16 protein-coding genes are annotated in these 17,673 nt (G+C 34.0%); 4 read left to right on the top strand and 12 right to left on the bottom strand.

What is annotated here, in order from left to right; genetic code table 11:
• Both BM088_RS02680 and BM088_RS28045 read left to right on the top strand, forming a co-directional pair.
• On the top strand, nucleotides 1-308 hold a 308-nt coding region (locus BM088_RS02680; protein WP_143085027.1), incomplete at its 5' end, for an ISAs1 family transposase.
• 390 nt (nucleotides 309-698) lie between these two features.
• Nucleotides 699-986, top strand: coding sequence for a heparin lyase I family protein (locus BM088_RS28045; RefSeq protein WP_091979686.1), 288 nt, complete (start codon nucleotides 699-701; stop codon nucleotides 984-986).
• A gap of 49 nt (nucleotides 987-1,035) precedes the next feature.
• Here the strand turns inward: BM088_RS28045 and BM088_RS02695 are convergent, their stop codons facing one another.
• The 12 genes from BM088_RS02695 to galU form a co-directional block, all read right to left on the bottom strand.
• Nucleotides 1,036-2,154 (bottom strand): acyltransferase family protein, encoded by a 1,119-nt coding sequence (locus BM088_RS02695; RefSeq protein WP_091979688.1) that lies wholly within the window; start codon nucleotides 2,152-2,154, stop codon nucleotides 1,036-1,038.
• 215 nt (nucleotides 2,155-2,369) lie between these two features.
• Nucleotides 2,370-2,849, bottom strand: coding sequence for a glycosyltransferase (locus BM088_RS02700; protein ID WP_091979690.1), 480 nt, complete (start codon nucleotides 2,847-2,849; stop codon nucleotides 2,370-2,372).
• Nucleotides 2,846-3,295: a glycosyltransferase family protein gene (locus BM088_RS02705; protein WP_091979692.1), complete on the bottom strand. Its 450-nt coding sequence runs from the start codon at nucleotides 3,293-3,295 to the stop codon at nucleotides 2,846-2,848. The genes BM088_RS02700 and BM088_RS02705 overlap by 4 nt, the downstream gene beginning before the upstream one ends.
• A 48-nt stretch (nucleotides 3,296-3,343) precedes the next feature.
• On the bottom strand, nucleotides 3,344-4,387 hold the full coding sequence (locus BM088_RS02710) for a glycosyltransferase family 4 protein (RefSeq protein WP_177207930.1): 1,044 nt from the start codon (nucleotides 4,385-4,387) through the stop codon (nucleotides 3,344-3,346).
• 7 nt (nucleotides 4,388-4,394) lie between these two features.
• Entirely contained in the window at nucleotides 4,395-5,624 is a 1,230-nt protein-coding gene (locus BM088_RS02715; RefSeq protein ID WP_091979695.1) for a phenylacetate--CoA ligase family protein, read from the bottom strand.
• A 36-nt stretch (nucleotides 5,625-5,660) separates the two neighbouring features.
• Nucleotides 5,661-6,692 (bottom strand): glycosyltransferase family 2 protein, encoded by a 1,032-nt coding sequence (locus tag BM088_RS02720; RefSeq protein WP_091979697.1) that lies wholly within the window; start codon nucleotides 6,690-6,692, stop codon nucleotides 5,661-5,663.
• A 31-nt stretch (nucleotides 6,693-6,723) separates the two neighbouring features.
• Nucleotides 6,724-7,833, bottom strand: a complete 1,110-nt coding sequence (locus tag BM088_RS02725; RefSeq protein WP_091979699.1) for a polysaccharide pyruvyl transferase family protein — start codon at nucleotides 7,831-7,833, stop codon at nucleotides 6,724-6,726.
• 48 nt (nucleotides 7,834-7,881) lie between these two features.
• Nucleotides 7,882-8,922, bottom strand: a complete 1,041-nt coding sequence (locus BM088_RS02730; protein WP_091979701.1) for a nitroreductase family protein — start codon at nucleotides 8,920-8,922, stop codon at nucleotides 7,882-7,884.
• A gap of 43 nt (nucleotides 8,923-8,965) precedes the next feature.
• Nucleotides 8,966-10,393 carry a lipopolysaccharide biosynthesis protein gene (locus tag BM088_RS02735; RefSeq protein WP_091979703.1) on the bottom strand — a complete coding sequence of 476 codons (1,428 nt, stop codon included), beginning with the start codon at nucleotides 10,391-10,393 and terminating at the stop codon, nucleotides 8,966-8,968.
• Between the two features lie 30 nt (nucleotides 10,394-10,423).
• The gene (locus tag BM088_RS02740; protein ID WP_177207931.1) at nucleotides 10,424-11,614 is read right to left on the bottom strand and encodes an O-antigen ligase family protein; all 1,191 of its coding nucleotides are present in this window, start codon (nucleotides 11,612-11,614) and stop codon (nucleotides 10,424-10,426) included.
• Between the two features lie 92 nt (nucleotides 11,615-11,706).
• Entirely contained in the window at nucleotides 11,707-12,873 is a 1,167-nt protein-coding gene (locus BM088_RS02745) for a nucleotide sugar dehydrogenase (RefSeq protein ID WP_091979708.1), read from the bottom strand.
• 200 nt (nucleotides 12,874-13,073) lie between these two features.
• On the bottom strand, nucleotides 13,074-14,012 hold the full coding sequence (gene galU / locus BM088_RS02750; protein WP_091979710.1) for a UTP--glucose-1-phosphate uridylyltransferase GalU: 939 nt from the start codon (nucleotides 14,010-14,012) through the stop codon (nucleotides 13,074-13,076).
• Between the two features lie 940 nt (nucleotides 14,013-14,952).
• On the opposite strand from galU, the gene BM088_RS02755 reads away from it, so the two are divergent.
• Together BM088_RS02755 and BM088_RS02760 are read left to right on the top strand one after the other, a co-directional pair.
• Nucleotides 14,953-15,651, top strand: coding sequence for a transglutaminase-like cysteine peptidase (locus tag BM088_RS02755; RefSeq protein ID WP_245763738.1), 699 nt, complete (start codon nucleotides 14,953-14,955; stop codon nucleotides 15,649-15,651).
• Nucleotides 15,638-17,659, top strand: coding sequence for a bifunctional diguanylate cyclase/phosphodiesterase (locus BM088_RS02760; protein ID WP_091979713.1), 2,022 nt, complete (start codon nucleotides 15,638-15,640; stop codon nucleotides 17,657-17,659). Before BM088_RS02755 ends, BM088_RS02760 begins: the two co-directional genes overlap by 14 nt.
• Nucleotides 17,660-17,673 lie beyond the last annotated feature (14 nt).

A 17,673-nucleotide genomic window follows, 5' to 3' on the forward strand; every position in this document is an offset into this window, starting at 1 on the left:
ATACGACAGAAACACGCTGGTATATTAGTTCATTAGACCAAAATGCAGAGCAAGCACTCAATGCGGTACGTAGCCACTGGCAAGTTGAAAGTATGCATTGGATGCTAGATATGACCTTTAGAGAAGATGAATCGAGAATACGTAAAAAGCAAGGTCCGCTTGTATTTAATGTAATGCGAAAGATAGCTATGGCACTATTCAAACAAGATACAACCAAGTCAGCTAGTATGGCGAGGAAAAAGAAAATGGCAGGGCTAGACGATGATTATCGCTCAACCCTGCTAGAATCTGGGATTAAAATGCGCTAGCCGTGGCTGCAATAGCCCAATGTATAAATTTATTATTTAGCTTGTTATTTATCAATAAACTAGTACACACCTCAGGAGATGTATCGACTAAAATAGTTAGCTTATCTGATTCAGGAATAGCACCCGTTCTATGATGATCGCAGTAAAATACAGGGATATTATTACTAAGAATATCAGTGAGCGCTTCTGTATTTTTTCCATTGAAATATCAAGTGCATTTACTAATGATGCTTTAGCTACATCAACATGCTTTAATAAACTATTATCGCGCTTAACACCGAAGCCAATAACTTGTTAGTTGATAGTTATTTGAATACTTGTTTAGATGAACTAGCTAAAAACCCTAACAATGTTGAGCACCTGTTACCTTGGAATATTAAACTAGGCTAGTTGCATTTCCCCAGTCGCTTACCTCGAGAGTTAGCACTAGGTGCTTATAAAGTAGCCCAGTGGTCCACATGGAAATTTCACATCATTTGGTCACACCTTAATAATGGCCTCATCGAAGTATGGAAAGATAACAAGCAAGTGATTTCACATCAAGGGCCTAACTGCTTTAATGACAATCTAGGCCCTTACTTTAAGATAGGCTTATATAAAGGTTGGAAAAACAATTCAAATCAATCAAAAGTCAGCCAAAGAACATTATACTTTGACGATATAACTATCACTAAATAACGTTAGTTTTTACATAATCAATATTAGCGGCATAGATTCGATTGTGTGCTTACTCTAATACACTTTTAGATGGTGATTTGTATTTAATACTTCGTATTAGTACTAGTAATCTTTTTTCTATAACCACATGAATAATCATTGATATTACAACAACCACAATCGTAGCCACAACGAAAGCAGAAGTGATCCCGAAGTATGGTTTTAAATATGATGTTGATAATACTTTGTACACAACAGAGCCAATAGATAGGTGCATTAGATACATCACATAAGATGCGCCACCAAAGGTGGTTAAAATAGTAGGAATTTTTATACGTACGTGCTGTTCCAAATTAACTAACCCCAGAATAAGAAGAAATGGAGTGAGTAAATAACCAACTGTATAGATAGATGATATTCCCATTTCGTATTCATTAATATTCATAATAGAAAGATAACCGTCACTTGCAATTAAAACAAAAAAACCGGTAAACCCCAAGGCTGAAATAAATAGCGAATTCAACTTTTTAATTGGGTAGTTTAAAAGTATGAAAGCTGCAATCATTCCAAGGCCGAACCCAATATTTTGATCGCCAAATATAACATTTTGCCAGTTTCTATAATCACTTACAGTAAAGTTGAAAAGACCATTAGTTAAACATAATAGTTGCCATACAAAAATAAGCGGCCATCCAACTTTGGGCTTAAAGATAGTAAAGGCAAAAAGACCGTAAAATAATATTTCACGATGTAGAGTCCATGTTGGAGGAATGACAGACGTTCCTTCACTGGGCAGTAATAAAAAATCACAGATGACTTTCAACAAAGTTAAATTTTTATCGGCCCCTAAGCTAGGTACAAGAAACATCATTACTAAGATTGGTATAAGGATAAACCAATAAATAGGGTATAATCGCTCAAACCTTTTTCGTAAAAAAACCTTTAAACTACCAACACGACCGAAATCTGAGTTATGTATCCAGTATATGATGAAGCCACTTAATACAAAAAAGTATTGTACTCCGGCCCTTCCGCCACTAAATACGTTCCCAGACCATGATGCTTCAAAGTATTTATCTCCATACCCTGAACCAAAATGAAACATGCAGACCAGTAACGCAGCAACTCCCCTACCTATTTCTAACGTCACCAGACGCGATGGCTTCATTTTTTTATCAACTGTTAACATTAATTCTTACCTACTTTACAATATTCGAGTGTCGTTAATTTAATTTGTTACAAATAAGGCTTTACTTAATCCAGTCTTGCTTTCAAATTGGGCGGTATAAAGCGGAAAACACTCTAAAGCATCAAAGGTCAGCCAACGAGTGGTATGCTTTGACGATATAACTATCACTAAAGAAGATAATTCAAGTCATAAAAACCCAAAAAACTGGTTGATTATTAGCTTACTAGTATATTTTTCACATTGGAAAGTAGCATTTTATAATCATCAGAGTCTTTTAAAACACCACCACCTAACGTTGAACTTTTAGAAAGTAAGGCAAACAACTCTTCTTTATCATGAACCGCATAAACACCATCAACGTTTGCAAAAGAGCGTGCTGTTGCTAACTGATGATCATTTCTATGCTCGCCCAATGCGGCCTTACGAGGAAAAATAACAATCGGTTTTTTCACTCGTAACGCAGTTAAAATAGAGCCCATACCAGCATGTGAAATGATAAAGTCACAATCATTTATATAGGTTTCAAATTGCTCTGGCTCTACTGATTGAAAAATAGTTATGTTTTTAGAACTATAAACTGAACTGCCAACTTGAGCGATCACTTCTTGTTTAGTACCCGACTCACTTACCCATTCATCAACTAAAGTAATAAGTCGGTCAAAAGGAATTTGTGTACCTACTGTCACTAAAATCATATTACTCGTCCTACATACTTGATACGTTCACCCGCTAAATTTTCCCACTGAGTAAAACAATTATGTGCTAGATAGGAAGCAATCTTTCCCGACATAGATATTTTTTCGGAATTAGCAATACTGTCTAACCAAATGGTTTTAATACCGAACAGTCTACCTAACAAAATTGTAATTAAACCAGGCAGTGCACCCGTGGTAATAATAACCGTTGGTTTTTCTTTCTTTAAAATTTTAACTATTCCTGAAATAACCGAAAAAATTCGTTGTATTGAATCTCTACTGATATCACCAATAACATAGTAATTATCATCTTCAGATAATTCTGACGCTTTATTATAAGTACAGGCATAAACAACATCATTTGCTTTAAAAGCGGGAATTAACCGACACAACTGCACCCAATGACCACCGGGAGAAGATAACGCTAACACTTTACTTCTTTTCATACAGACTCCGTAACTTTTGGTACTAGCAAAAGTCGTTTAACAAACTAATTAATTGTTATTTAAAGCATCGTATATTGCTTGATTGGTCTCATTAATAAAAACCGTCTCAGAATATTGTTCTGAGTATTTTTTGAAACCTGAAAGGCCGTCTTTTATCGCAGACTCTTTATCTTCAGCATATATTTTAAGGAAGTGACTAAGTTGTTCAATATCACCGGGGGAATATAAATATCCATCAACCCCATGCTTAAGCATTTCTGGTATCGCACCAACCGTTGTTGCGACAACGGGTATTTTATTTGCAAAAGCTTCCAAGATGCACATTGGCATACCTTCAGCATAACTTGGTAGCACTAAACACCTTGCACTGCCCATCAGTATGTCTAATTCTTTCCGGTTAACCCATCCAGAAAATGTTACATTCGCTTCAATTCCCAATTTCACAGCTAAATGTTGGTATTCTGAGACATTACCATCACCTGCAACCACAAGGTGCAAATCGAAACCACCAGTTTTTAATTTTAACAGCGCTTGAAATAAGTCTTCCAGACCCTTCCCTCTAACGAGTCTCCCTGCAAATATAATTTTCTTATCATCTTTAGATATTGATAACTCTTGTGACTCTTTAACCCCATTGTTGATCACCCTAATATTGGTAAAATTGTCAACTTCGTTCAAAAACCAATCTTTCCAGCCTGCAGAAAGGACAACAAAAGAAGATGACGTTCGAATGATGAATCTAATATAGCGTTGAGTGAATGAAGAGAACCCATGATAAAACTCTTTAAAACCTCCACCATGGAGATGTAATATCACAGGTAAACGAAAAATTCGGCAACATAAAACAACTAATGACTTTCTAAAAAAACTTCCTCTTGAGGCTGTATGTATATAAACCAATTGTGGCCTTCTAAAGATTAACATTCCTACGAGCATGAATAATGATATAAAAAAAATGATTAAATTCTTTTTGCCCTGCCCTGTGGTATAGCTATTAATGGTGTTAAAATTAAATTCGGCATCAGCAGAGCTAATATAGGTTTGAATTACCGTCGCTATACCACCACGTCCTTTTATATCAGGTCCGTACACAATAACCTCATACATATTCAACTACCACAGGACTTAATTTCCCTGATTTATTTCTAGGAATTTTGCTCATATACTCAAAACTTATCTTAAACTCATTACCTAAGTTATGGATTACAGACAGATGGAATTTTTCTTCTAATTCACTTGATGCGCAGCCATCGAGTGTACTATATCTTATCAAGATTTCATCTGCAGACCTTTGTACATACTGTGCTTCTGATAAACCAATAACTTGCCAAACAATTTGACACAACCCGGCAAAAGGAAAAGTCCTGCCTGATGGAGACACAATAACCCCTGTCTCTCTACCTTCAATTGCTTTCACATAAGAGGAGTTTAATCCGCATTGGCATTGTTCATCACATGGCAATTCGTTGATATAATCACCTGTCCTATAATTCACTAATGGCATCGCTCTGTTATGATAAGCAGTACCGATAATTTCGAACTTCCCATCTACTTCTAAGAATTCTACTTTGGAATAACCATTCTTAATATGATAATTTCCATATTTACACTGTTGTAAACGAGCAACCCTTTCTGCTGCACCATAATGGTCGAAAACATTAGAGAAAACTCTTTCAGTAATTGCTCTATCTGCAGAGTTGGCATGTTCACCACTAGTAAATACACCGGTCATATGCCAATTCGGTTTCCAATTGAGTTGGGCTACTAACTTTGAAAATGCAGCAATGGAACTTGGGTAAGCTAAAATAATATCAGGTTTGAAATTTTCTAATTTTTCCAAATAACACTGGATAGTATTAGCAGATAAATGAAAAGAAGACATACTTAATCTTCTGGTCAATTTGGTCTCTTTCCAGTAAATCGAATTCTCTATGTCTTTTTGTTCAATGACATCTCCACGGAGTATTGCAATCCTAGGCATTAAAGGTGCCCCTTGCTCATACCAATGTTTTTTTAAACAAGCTTCATCATAGATTATTGACTTTAGACTACGTTTTAATTTTAACGGCGTATTAGTTGTTCCGCTCGTAAAACCGGTTGTGCAAGGGTATTTATAGCTTCCTGTCAAATCATCAAACCCAGCTCTTATATCTTCTTTACCAATAAACTCTGTTTTATGATTAGCATAAAATTTATTTTTTGAGGAAAACCTCATAAAAGAGTCAAGCTTTTTTGTCTCAAGCTTATCAAAACTTACGAAGTATTTAACCCATAAATTTATAATGGGGTTATCTTTTAGGATAAACCACCCCAAATCTTTAAGCATCATATCAACCCCTTAGGTTAAATTTATAAAAACGATAATTTATGAAATATTATTAAAATCAGTTGGTGAAAAAAGTTCACAACTTTCAATTTTTGAATAAGGACTTTTTACTTTTTTTCTGAAAGAGAAAATGGCTGCAACAAGAGCTGCATGCCATGTAATAATCGAAAAAGCTGCCACATTGAGATTCCCCCTCTTTATAGTTAGTAAAAAAAGAACTCCTAACCAAGAAGTTATAAAAAACACAATTGAATGGAGAACCGTAAAATCAACAAAAACAGACGAAATAACTAAGAATGAGATTATTAATAAGTTAATAAATAGTGGTGCAAAAACAAACCACATTTGTTTAAAGCATTGAAGCCACCATTTTTTCCTTAAAGCTCCTCTTATAAATGTACCATGTGCAGCTAATCTACCGTTTCTCCATTGCCGTTTTAATCGTTGTAGACCAGTTTCTGAATGCCCTGTATGCAAAACAGCATCTTTACTAATACGGGCTAATTTCAAGCCTTTACAACTAAGCCTTAAACCCAACTCAGCCTCTTCAAATGCTTTTAAACCTCTGTGGGAAAAATATCTTACACTTTCAATGGATGACTTACGATACACACCTCCACCACCTAGGTGAGAAACAAACTCCAACTCTTGTAACTTTTGATATGAATCTGCTCTTCTTTGATCTTCTGCACTAAAAATCTGAGTATCTAATAGCTTGCCACCAACGCCTGCAATTTCTAGGTTTTCATCTAAAAATTTTAGCGCATGATCTAAAAAACCGTCACAAACCTCCATATCTCCATCAATTAAAAAAATATATTTACCTGTCGCGTGTTGATATCCAAGTTGAGCAGTTGCTCCGCACCCAATATCATTTGCATCCAAAAACTGTACTATACGGATAGGGTATTGCTTTGCAATTCTAATAGTATTATCTGTTGATAATGCATCAACTAAAATGATTTCACTAAGATAGGGTTGAGCTTCTCGTATGCACGACTCAATACAGGCAGCAATATTGTTTTCTTCGTTTAATGCTTTAATAATAAAAGTTATTTGTATATCGTTCATTGGTGTAGGTGGCCCTTAGAAAAGTCGTAAATTACGCTAATGCGTCAGCCAAAAATTTAACTGACGAGCTTCTAAGTTCAACCAGTTTTTTATTTACCTGTACATAATCTATTTTCATTAGCTCTTTAGTTAACTCCACAGGGTTAACATCACCACGATAAATATGGTGTGTTAGGTCTAGTAACGAAAGTAAGCTTTCTAGTCGAGTTAGGCCTCTGTTGTCGTTAGGGTAATATACAAATGGCACTTCAAATAAAATAGCAAAACAAACACAGTGAAATGAATCTGTGATCACTAGTTTACTTTCTCTGATGTTGCGTAACCAACTATCAACTGATCTGTAGTAATTAGATCGGCCCTTTGAATAGTAATATATATTCTTCTCAGTAAAGTTTAAGCTTGCCGAAGCATTGTTAATAAAGGATTCAAAATCACTATTAATATCTAATTTGTAGTAAACAATATCGGCAGCATCATCTGAAGGTTTATCACCAATGATGTCATCAAATAAACCACGACCCACTAATAAGGTTGGGTCTAATACATGCTCGGCATTTACTGCAAAGGTATTGTTACAAATATCAACACCTGAGCTTTCACGCACTGAAATAGCATCAAAAGATTTAATTTCGGAGGCTATTTTAGCGGTATCTTCTGCACCGAGTTCCCAGTAGTCATTACCAAAACTGGCCGCATAAGAGATCTTTTTAACACCTGCATTTAAAAAGGCTAAAAAGTAAACTAAAGAAGAATTACCGGTATATGACGGACGCCATACTTGATCACTTCCAACAATGGCATGGCTATAAGGTAAATCAGCTTGGCTAAGTTCATCAAAAGTATGGAACGTTTTAGCACTTGTAGGCAGCCACTGATCTCTAAATTCTTGAAATATTTCTGGGTTAACAAAAGAGTTATGGGTTATTTTTTTTTCTTTTAAGCCTAAGTCCATCAAGGTAGCTTTAACTTGGCTTTTTAATTTTGCTTGCCACTTTACTTTAACGCCTTTAGGCATAAAGTTAATGTGCTCTGATTGATAACCTAGTTCTTTATTCACATAACAATGTAGAGCTGCCGCTTGTAATACAGCGCCATAGTTGTGATTTGAGTAATGGTAATTAACAATGCCAATATTTTTCATAGTAACCTCTAAAATAATTCCTTTATAAATAACCACTTGATGTTTTAGTTATATAATATTTAAAACATCGTCTAAATCACGGCGCGGTGATCTAGGTACTGGCGTTTTTTCTGGTGCATAACCTATAGCAATTAACATAATAATGCGTAACGATGGATCTAGCCCCAACAACTTATGAGCGGCTTTATCGGTTTTAGGTTTTACACACCAATTCAAGCAACAAGAGCTTATGTTGTGTGATTTTAAGGCTAAAATAAAACTCATTGAAAATAAGCCACCATCAACATAAGGTTCATGCCGTTCGGTTACGCCAAAAAAACAACTTGCATCAGTAGTTATAACTGCAATGTGTGGTGCCAAATGTCCAAAGCCCGTATTTCCATTTTGATGAGAAAGTAATTTTTTCTTCATTTCAGGATCGTTTACTATCGTTACTTTAACTGGTTGTCTATTACATGCTGATGGTGATAATTGGCTGATACGCACAACATTCTTAATTACGTCACTAGCAACTGGCTCATCTGAAAAAGTTCTCACACTGCGCCGTGCATTCATTAATAATGAAAACTGCTCACTATAATTCGCTTCTGTAGCATCAAGCTGCATTATTTGACAAGGCGTGTTGTATGCTGTTCTTTCACAGCTATGTGTTGCTAAAAAGTCACTTAATTCATCAGTTATAACGTTGTTTTCATCTAGCTTAAAATCAACAATTCGATCGTAATAACTTTGCAATGTTCCAACTGCACCGCGATAAATAGCGTCTTTTTCATCAACAATTTCGGTACGTTGCCACTTACTAATCAGTGCCATTGTTGCTCGAGCAGGTGCTAAGCCAAAAAGCCTCTTAGGACCAGGCATCACTAATCCTTTCTCTAATTTATGATATTGAAATAGCAGCTCAGCACTAATAATTGATCTTTTTGTTTTGGCTACACTCCAATGCATAGCTTTATAGTTTTGTGATATATCGTACAAATAGTAACGAAGCTTAACGACTCGTAATATTTCAGTCTTAGTACGGTAATATACGCCCCATATCAAAGGAGATTTCTGTAAAGCCAGCTTTAAATTACTTTTTAATGACAAAATTTAACACCCATAAATTTATAATTAAACGCATGTTCAGCAATTATTTCCTGAACTGTTTAAGTTTTCTCATACCACCAATCATAAAGAACCATAAAATTGCAAGTACGGTAATTAAAGAGTAAGTCACAAGAATACTCTCAAGATAACACATAACAATTGCAGCTAAACCGTGGAACAAAATAAATGGTATTATATTGCTAAAAAGTGAAAAGATAAGCGATTGCAATTGCTGTACACACCTTAATAATAGCCCCATAGCAACAACATTCATCAATGTGGCAGCAATGGCATATATAAGCACTGTTTTAGCTAACTCGTAATCTAAGTAGATACAAAGCAGTAACGTGCCAATGCGAACGATAAAATTAACAACATGAAAAATTAAGCGAATATATTGTTTATTCATCACGTCAAATAAACCACCAAACGCTTGTACCAGCAATGTGGTCATAGCAAAATATGATAAAAAACTGGCTAAAACACCTGCGTCGGCCCACTTTTCACCCAATGCAATAACAAAGAAAGAGTCACCTATTACTGCTAAAACCGAAAAAGGGATTAATAAAAAAGCAACTAATATGGTAAAAAAAACATCGGTGTTCTTCTTTATTTTGCCCATATCATCATTCGCTTTATCTTCAGCTATTTTTTGCATAAAGGTTTTAGATATTGCACTACCAAGCGCTGTAACCGGTATATTCACTAATCGATTAGCTATGGCAAACAACCCCGCTGCAACTGACGAAAAATAAGCGGCAATAATGATAACGGGTAACTGCAACATGCTATTAATTAACAGCATTGAGGGGGTATTGTATTGCAGGTAACGTTTATATTTAGTAACAATAAAGCCATTAGATATGGCTGTTTTTTTATAGCCTTGGAAGCGTTTTAGTGTTGGTAGTAAATACATGATAGCGAGCACACTTGAAGCTACTCTCGCTAAAATTAAATTACCAACAAAAACGAAACCACTAAAACCACTTAATATTGCAATACCTCGATCAGATATTCCTTCTATTACTTTTGATGTACTAACTTGACCAAAAACCTTAACGCGAACACCTAAGTAAGTAATGGTGACATAAAGACTTTGTAATAAAACTAACACAGGGATTGAATAGACAATGAGTGAGTTAGATTTAATGTTTAACAAAGAGACAACCTGTTCATTAAAAAAGTAAAGGACAATACTAATAAACAAACAAAAAATATAAGTAAGCGATAAGGAAAGTTTAAATATTTTAGAGGCTTCTGCTTCACTTTTTGGAATTAAAATGGCTAAGTGCAGACTTAGCGTAGAGAGCGTTGCCAGAATAAGGCTTATCGCAAGTAAAGATGAAAACTCACCGTAAACTTCAACACTATAAAGTCGAGTAATAATAGGTATTGCTATAATACCTATTAATTGACCTATAGCATTACCTGCAAGTAATTTACTTGTATTTTTAATGAAACTTGTAGACATCTATTTTATTCCGGATCTAACAATAAACATTTAGCTATTCATCATTTCAGTTCGAAATAACCACATAAAATATAACAATACACCACCAATTGCGATACACCAAGAAGCTGTAAAAAAACTAATAGGTAATAGTGATAGTGTAAAAGACATCAAAAAAGCAAATACTGAAGCAGAGTGAGGATCTGTCTTTTCATTTTTTTTAAAGTACATCAAATACGTTTTCAAGCATTGATATGTAAACAATATCCAGATTAATAAACCTAAAGGTCCAAACTGAAATAAAGAAGAATAAGCACCTGCATCAACAATATTATTATGTTCTTCTGAATTTAAAATGTTATTTATTTGACCATTTGAAGACATAGATCCAATACCAAACCCTTCACTTTCTATATATGTGTGGTAAAAATGCTCAACAGTTTCAAAACGTATGGAAATATTACTTTCCGAATCATGCATTGACATATTACCTAAACTTTCTATCTGCTTTGCAAATACAATCGGAAAAACAAATACAACAGCTATAAGACCTACAACATATAACCTAAAAACTTTTTTTGTTAAGCCTTTTATACACATTAAGGTAATAGTCGCTACACCCATTGCAAGGAACCCCATGCGGCTTTCCATTACAAATGCTTGCACTAAAAATAATAAGCCAGCAATAAGTAATAAAGCTTGGTTTTCTTTTTTACTACGATTTCCGATAATTAAAAGACTCATAACAGCTACAAAACCAAAAATAACTTCATTTTTAAGAAGTACAATTCTCCTAACGTCTAATGCAAAAAAAGCAGAGCGTCTCTGATATTCATCTAGAAATGATAAATTACTAATGCGATCCGTTATTAGTAGCAGTGATATTAATATTGCAACCCAAATAAATGACCAAATAACTTCTTTACTTGTATATTTAAAAAAATATAAAAAATAAAAAACGAAGATAGGGGCAAAAACATAAAGAGAGGGTAGCCAATCTTTCATTGGCTTAACAAATATAAAATTTCCCGATATAAAAGAAACAATAAAAAAAACGGTAAATGCAACTAAAGGATAATAAAAACTTTTGATTTCACAAAAATTTTTATCTTTAGCTAATCTTAGTAATGATAAAAATAAAAAACAAATCATTGAGAATGCAAATAACCAAGCCCCAATAACTGTATCAAACCCTACTAACTTGGTAATTAAACCGTCACTTTCAAAAATAACCAAACACATAAAAAAGACTTTCAAAAACGAAGTTTTCGTTTCTTTATGGTCAGTTATTAAATTTGTACCAGTATTCTTAAATCGCAACAGTTCAGAGGTCATTAGTCACTACCAAACAAGTCACGTGTATAAACTTTATCAAGCACATCTTCTAAAGCTTCTTCCATTCGGTTTGATACGATCACATCAGACATTTGTTTAAATTCTTCAAAATCTGTGATTACTTTAGAATTAAAGAAACTTTCTTCTTTTAATACTGGTTCATATATTACAACTTCAATGCCTTTGGCTTTTATGCGCTTCATAATGCCTTGAATTGATGACGCTCTAAAATTGTCTGATCCTGTTTTCATTATTAAACGGTATATACCAACCACTTTAGGTTGTTTGTTAATAATTGAAAATGCGATATGGTCTTTACGAACAGTGTTTGATTCAACAATTGAATTAACTAATGTATTTGGTACATCTTCAAAGTTTGCACGCAATTGTTTTGTATCTTTTGGTAAACAGTAACCACCATAGCCAAATGATGGGTTGTTGTAATGATTACCTATACGCGGGTCTAGTCCTACACCTTCGATGATCTGCTTTGTATCTAAACCATGTGATTCAGCGTATGTATCTAACTCATTAAAATATGAAACACGCATTGCCAAATATGTATTTGAAAATAATTTAACCGCCTCTGCTTCTGTTGAATCTGTTAGTAATATTTCTATGTCTTTTTTGATAGCACCTTGTGCTAATAAATTAGCAAATTGTTGTGCGCGCTCTGATTTTTCACCCACTATGATGCGTGATGGGTGAAGGTTATCGTAAAGCGCTTTGCCTTCACGTAAAAATTCTGGTGAAAATATAATATTACTACAGCATAATTTTTGTTTTATTTTTTTTGTAAAGCCAACTGGTACTGTTGATTTTATTATCATTACCGCTGTTGGGTTTATTTCATTTACGTCTTTTATTACAGCTTCAACAGATGAAGTATTAAATTTATTGTTTATCTCATCGTAATCCGTTGGTGTTGCTATGATCACATAATCAGCATTTTTAAATGCTTGTTGTTTATCTGTAGTAGCTGTTAAGTTTAATTGTTTAGTTTGTAAATAATCTTCTATTTCAACATCTGAAATTGGTGATATTTTATCGTTAATAAGGTTTACTTTGTCTTGCATTATATCAAAAGCTACAACTTCATTATGTTGCGCAAGCAATACTGCATTTGATAGGCCTACGTAGCCTGTTCCTGCGATTGTAACTTTCATTTTGTAAACCTTTATTAATTAATATTTATGGTGATTTAAAATTAATGAACCACCGAGAACGCCGAGACGTTTTATTCTACATAGAGAAACATGATTTTGATAAAAATAAATGACAATGCTTTTCTGTGCTAGTTATTAGGAGATAAACTTCTAACTATGTTATCACCTAGTTATTTGAACTATAGCGATTTATATCCTTTTTAACTTTCTACAGGTAGTTTGCTTTTTGATGCTTCCTTGGCGTTTTCAATCGCTAAAAAGCTTAGTAGGTTTGCTTTAAACTCTTCACCAAGGCGGCCACATTGCATACCGTATTCTACGTTTGCCATCATATAGCCCAATTTTGATCCACAATCGTGTGACTTACCTTTTATATGGTAAGCTTCTATTGTTTCAAGTAATCGTAATTGATGTAGTGTGTCGGTAAGTTGAATTTCGCCGCCAGCTCCTGGGGGTGTAAATTCTAATAAATCCCAAATGTTTTCAGATAATACGTAACGCCCAGTAATTGCTAAATTACTGGGCGCCTCATCTACAGCAGGCTTTTCAACCATATCTTTTACAACTAAGCTGTCACCGGGTTGCGTTGTTTGATTATTTAAATCTACTACACCATATTGATCTACTTTCTCGTGTGGTACAGGTTCTACCATAATTTGGTTAAAACTTGTTTCTTCAAAGCGGGTGATCATTTGTGCAAGGTTGTCAGTTTTTAGGTTAGAGTGGTACTGATCCACGATTACATCAGGTAATAAAATTGCAAATGCATTATCGCCTACAATTGGCCTTGCAGCTAATACCGCATGCCCTAACCCTAAAGGCGCTGATTGACGAACAGAGATAACAGTCACGTCTTTAGGTACTATCGCACGTATTTCATCAAGTAGGCTACGTTTAACACGGGCTTCTAATGTCGCTTCAAGCTCAAAACTAGTATCAAAGTGATTTTCAATCGAGTTTTTTGATGCATGTGTTACTAACACAATTTCTTTTATGCCTGCTGATATTGCTTCGTTGACCACATATTGGATCATAGGTTTATCAACAATGGGTAACATTTCTTTTGGAATGGCTTTTGTTGCGGGTAGCATGCGAGTGCCTAAACCTGCGACAGGAATTACAGCTTTTTTAATCTTCATTTTATCTTCCTAATTTCTACAATAGCACAACAAGAAAACACTAGTGTAGTAACTTCCTTATTCATAATTCGAGATTTGCATCAATGCGCGGCGGATTATATAGAGACTTGATATATATGGCAACTAAAATGTATAGTCATTTTTTATGAGGATGTTTTTTGTTTTGTTATGGGGGTTTTGGTGTGTTGAATGCCCTTTAAAGACAATTATTATTTTAGAGAAATAGTAAGACTGAAGTCTCACCTACAAATAAGGATTTATATTTTTGTTTTACAAGTTATCATTTTTTGAGGGGTAACTTCCTTTTATGAGTAAATAAGCTGCGCGTTTTTAAAATATAAATGTAAGACTGAAGTCTCACCTACAGATAAGGGTCTATATTTCTGTTTACAAGTTATCAATTTTTGAAGGTTAATTTCCTTTATGAGTAAATGGGCTGCACATTTTTAAAATATAAAAGTAAGACTGAAGTCTCACCTACAGGTAAGGGTCTATATTTCTGTTTACAAGTTATCAATTTTTGAAGGTTAATTTCTTTTATGAGTAAATAAGCTGCGCGTTTTTAAAATATAAATGTAAGACTGAAGTCTCACCTACAGATAAGGGTCTATATTTCTGTTTACAAGTTATCAATTTTTGAAGGTTAATTTCCTTTATGAGTAAATGGGCTGCGCATTTTTAAAATATAAAAGTAAGACTGAAGTCTCACCTACAAATATTTTTTACATGACCAAAGCTATTTTAGATATAAAATTAAGCATTTCTGAGTTTTATTCCTTATTAGAAATACAACTTGATTAATAAATAGTTTGTTTTGTACCAGTTTAATAATTTATATAGCTAAAAGGTTACAAAATATAGATAAAACGTATCAAACATCTTATGCTTACTCTTGTATGCTTTTATTTGTTCCTACTATATGAATCTACTAGGTATTACATTGCAAAAATTTTATATATTGATGTGCTTATTGTGTTCATTTTTTGTTATAGCAACAAAATTATTTGATTCGTTTGATGAACCTAAATTACTTAAACGTGTAAAAACGGTTTACGGTGATACTGGGTTTGCCAGAACTGAAAAGTGGCTAAAGTTATTAGAGTCGAGTAAAAATGACTCACAATGGAATCAATTAAATAAAGTAAATACCTTTATTAATAATCAAGTCTCATATTTAAATGATTTATCGCTTTGGGGTAAAAAAGATTATTGGGCAAGCCCTGTTGAAACTTTAGGCCGAGGTAAAGGTGACTGTGAAGACTTTGCAATTGCGAAGTTTTTTTCTTTAGTCGCTTTAGGAGTCCCCGAAAACAAGCTTAGGCTTATGTATGTGAGGCAATTAACTGTTAATGAACCTCACATGGTTTTAATTTATTTTGAAGCGCCTGGTAAAATTCCGCTTGTATTAGATAATTATGACCGTAAAATACAAGTTGCAAGTGCCCGCCGAGATTTACGGCCCATTTATAGTTTTAATGGTAATGGTTTATGGATGGCAAAAGCAAAAGGCATGGGTAAAAAAGTTAAGAATTCTCGTGGTATATCGGCTTGGACAAGCTTAGTACAACGCATAGAGGAAGGCGAGCTTAATAATTTTCATGGATTAGAAAATAAACAGGATTCATATGTACGAAACTAGTTCAACACACTCCTCAGGTATTAGCTTAAAAACACAACTTTACGGATTAGTCTTTTTTTTAGCATTAATGTCATTTTTTAGCAGTTTAATTATGAGTGTTGACCATACTCGTAATTATTTAAATGAACAAATGGGTATTCACGCGCAAGATGCGGCAACCAGTTTAGGTTTATCTATATCTCCTTATTTAGGTGAAGAAAATATCGTTATAGCCGAAACCATGATGGCGGCCATTTTTGACTCAGGTTATTATGCGTCTATGGTATTAGTATCGCCTGAAAATAAAAACTTATTGAGTATGAACCATCCTTCAACAATAGAAGGTGTACCTCAGTGGTTTATTGATTTATTTCCGCTTTCTCCTCCTACTAGAAATTCTGAAGTGAGTAGCGGCTGGACAATCGCTGGTACGCTTCATGTTACAAGCCACCCAGGAGTGAGCTACTTACAGCTTTGGAATTATAGTTTAAATGCCCTTTCTGGCTTATTGTTTACATTAGTTGCGAGCTTATTAGTTGCGTATATCATTATAAAAGCAGTGCTTAGGCCCCTCTACATAGTGACAGAGCAAGCAAATGCAATAACAAAAAAACAGTTTATTTATAATAAACGCACGCCTATTACAAAAGAGTTAAGACTTGTCACTTCTGCTATTAATAGCATGGTTAAAAATGTTCAAAAAACATTTATATCTATGACAGATCATACCGAAATTTTAACTAAAGAAGCCTATAAAGATAATTTAAGTCAAATGGGCAACCGTAGGGCTTTTGAAAACCAATTACACAGCCATTTTGACGAAAGAAGAATAACGCAAGCAAGCATAGTTTTAATTACTTTACCTTCACTGCAAAATATCAATTTAGAATTAGGGTATAAAGATGGTGACGAATATATTTTAAAAGCAGTGAAAATAATAAAATTATGGTTAAGTAATATCCAAGGTACACAATTTTACCGAATTGCCGGCGGTTGTTTTATTGTTACTTTCCCAGTATCTCTTGATTTATGTATTAAAAACATTGAAAACGCACAAAAGAAATTAAATGCATTTAATTCAAATAGATATAGTAATGGTTTTGCTAAACTTGTTATGTGTTCCTATAATAAAAAAGATAATACAGGCGATTTATTATCTCGCTTAGATACCTTGTCAACACAACACAAGGCGCTTGTCTCTTCTGCGGATGCTTTTAATGAATACAAAGCACCGGCTTTGGGTTTACAAGAATGGAAAATGTTAATTAATGATATTATAAGCAGCGGTGATATTGCTTTTTCATTTCAACCTGTAGTATTAAAAGATAAACCTTTACCATTATATTCCGAATTATTTACCCATTTTACCCATAATAATGAAAGCATTAATAATGGCCAATTTTTTGCTATGGCAGAACGCTTAGATTTAACCTCGGCGCTTGATAAAAAATTAATAATGGCTTTCACTAATCTTAAAAAACATTATCAAGACCAAAGGTTTGCCATTAATTTAAGTGATCAATCTCTTCATGATGAGGAGTTTTTAAGCTGGTTGGAAAATTACATTCCTCTTAATAAAGAAACATTTGAGAATATCGTGTTTGAAATTAATGAGTCAAGTTTACTCAATGACATTGATTCTGCAAAAGAAGTGATAGCACTATTAAAACAGCATGATATTAAGGTGTGTATTGAACGCTTTGGATCCAACTTATCTTCATTTAAATATCTAAGAGGTTTAAATGTTGATTATGTCAAATTGGATGGCAGTTATACCCGAGATTTAATTAGTAACCCAGATAACAATTATTTTATTCATGCCGTAAATCAAATATGCCAAGGGTTAGGCATTACTGTTATTGCGTGTCATATCGAAAATGAAGAAACGTTCGAAAAAATATTAGATTTATCAATTGGTGCTTATCAAGGTAAGTACTTGCAATCTCCGCATAAAATTACGATAAACCACAAAAAAAACAATAGCCAATCTCATACTTTTAATTTAGAATTGGCTTATGATCTAACTTAAACATGGTTAACAAG

Source organism: Pseudoalteromonas denitrificans DSM 6059 (genome assembly GCF_900112265.1).
Lineage (GTDB): Bacteria > Pseudomonadota > Gammaproteobacteria > Enterobacterales > Alteromonadaceae > Pseudoalteromonas > Pseudoalteromonas denitrificans.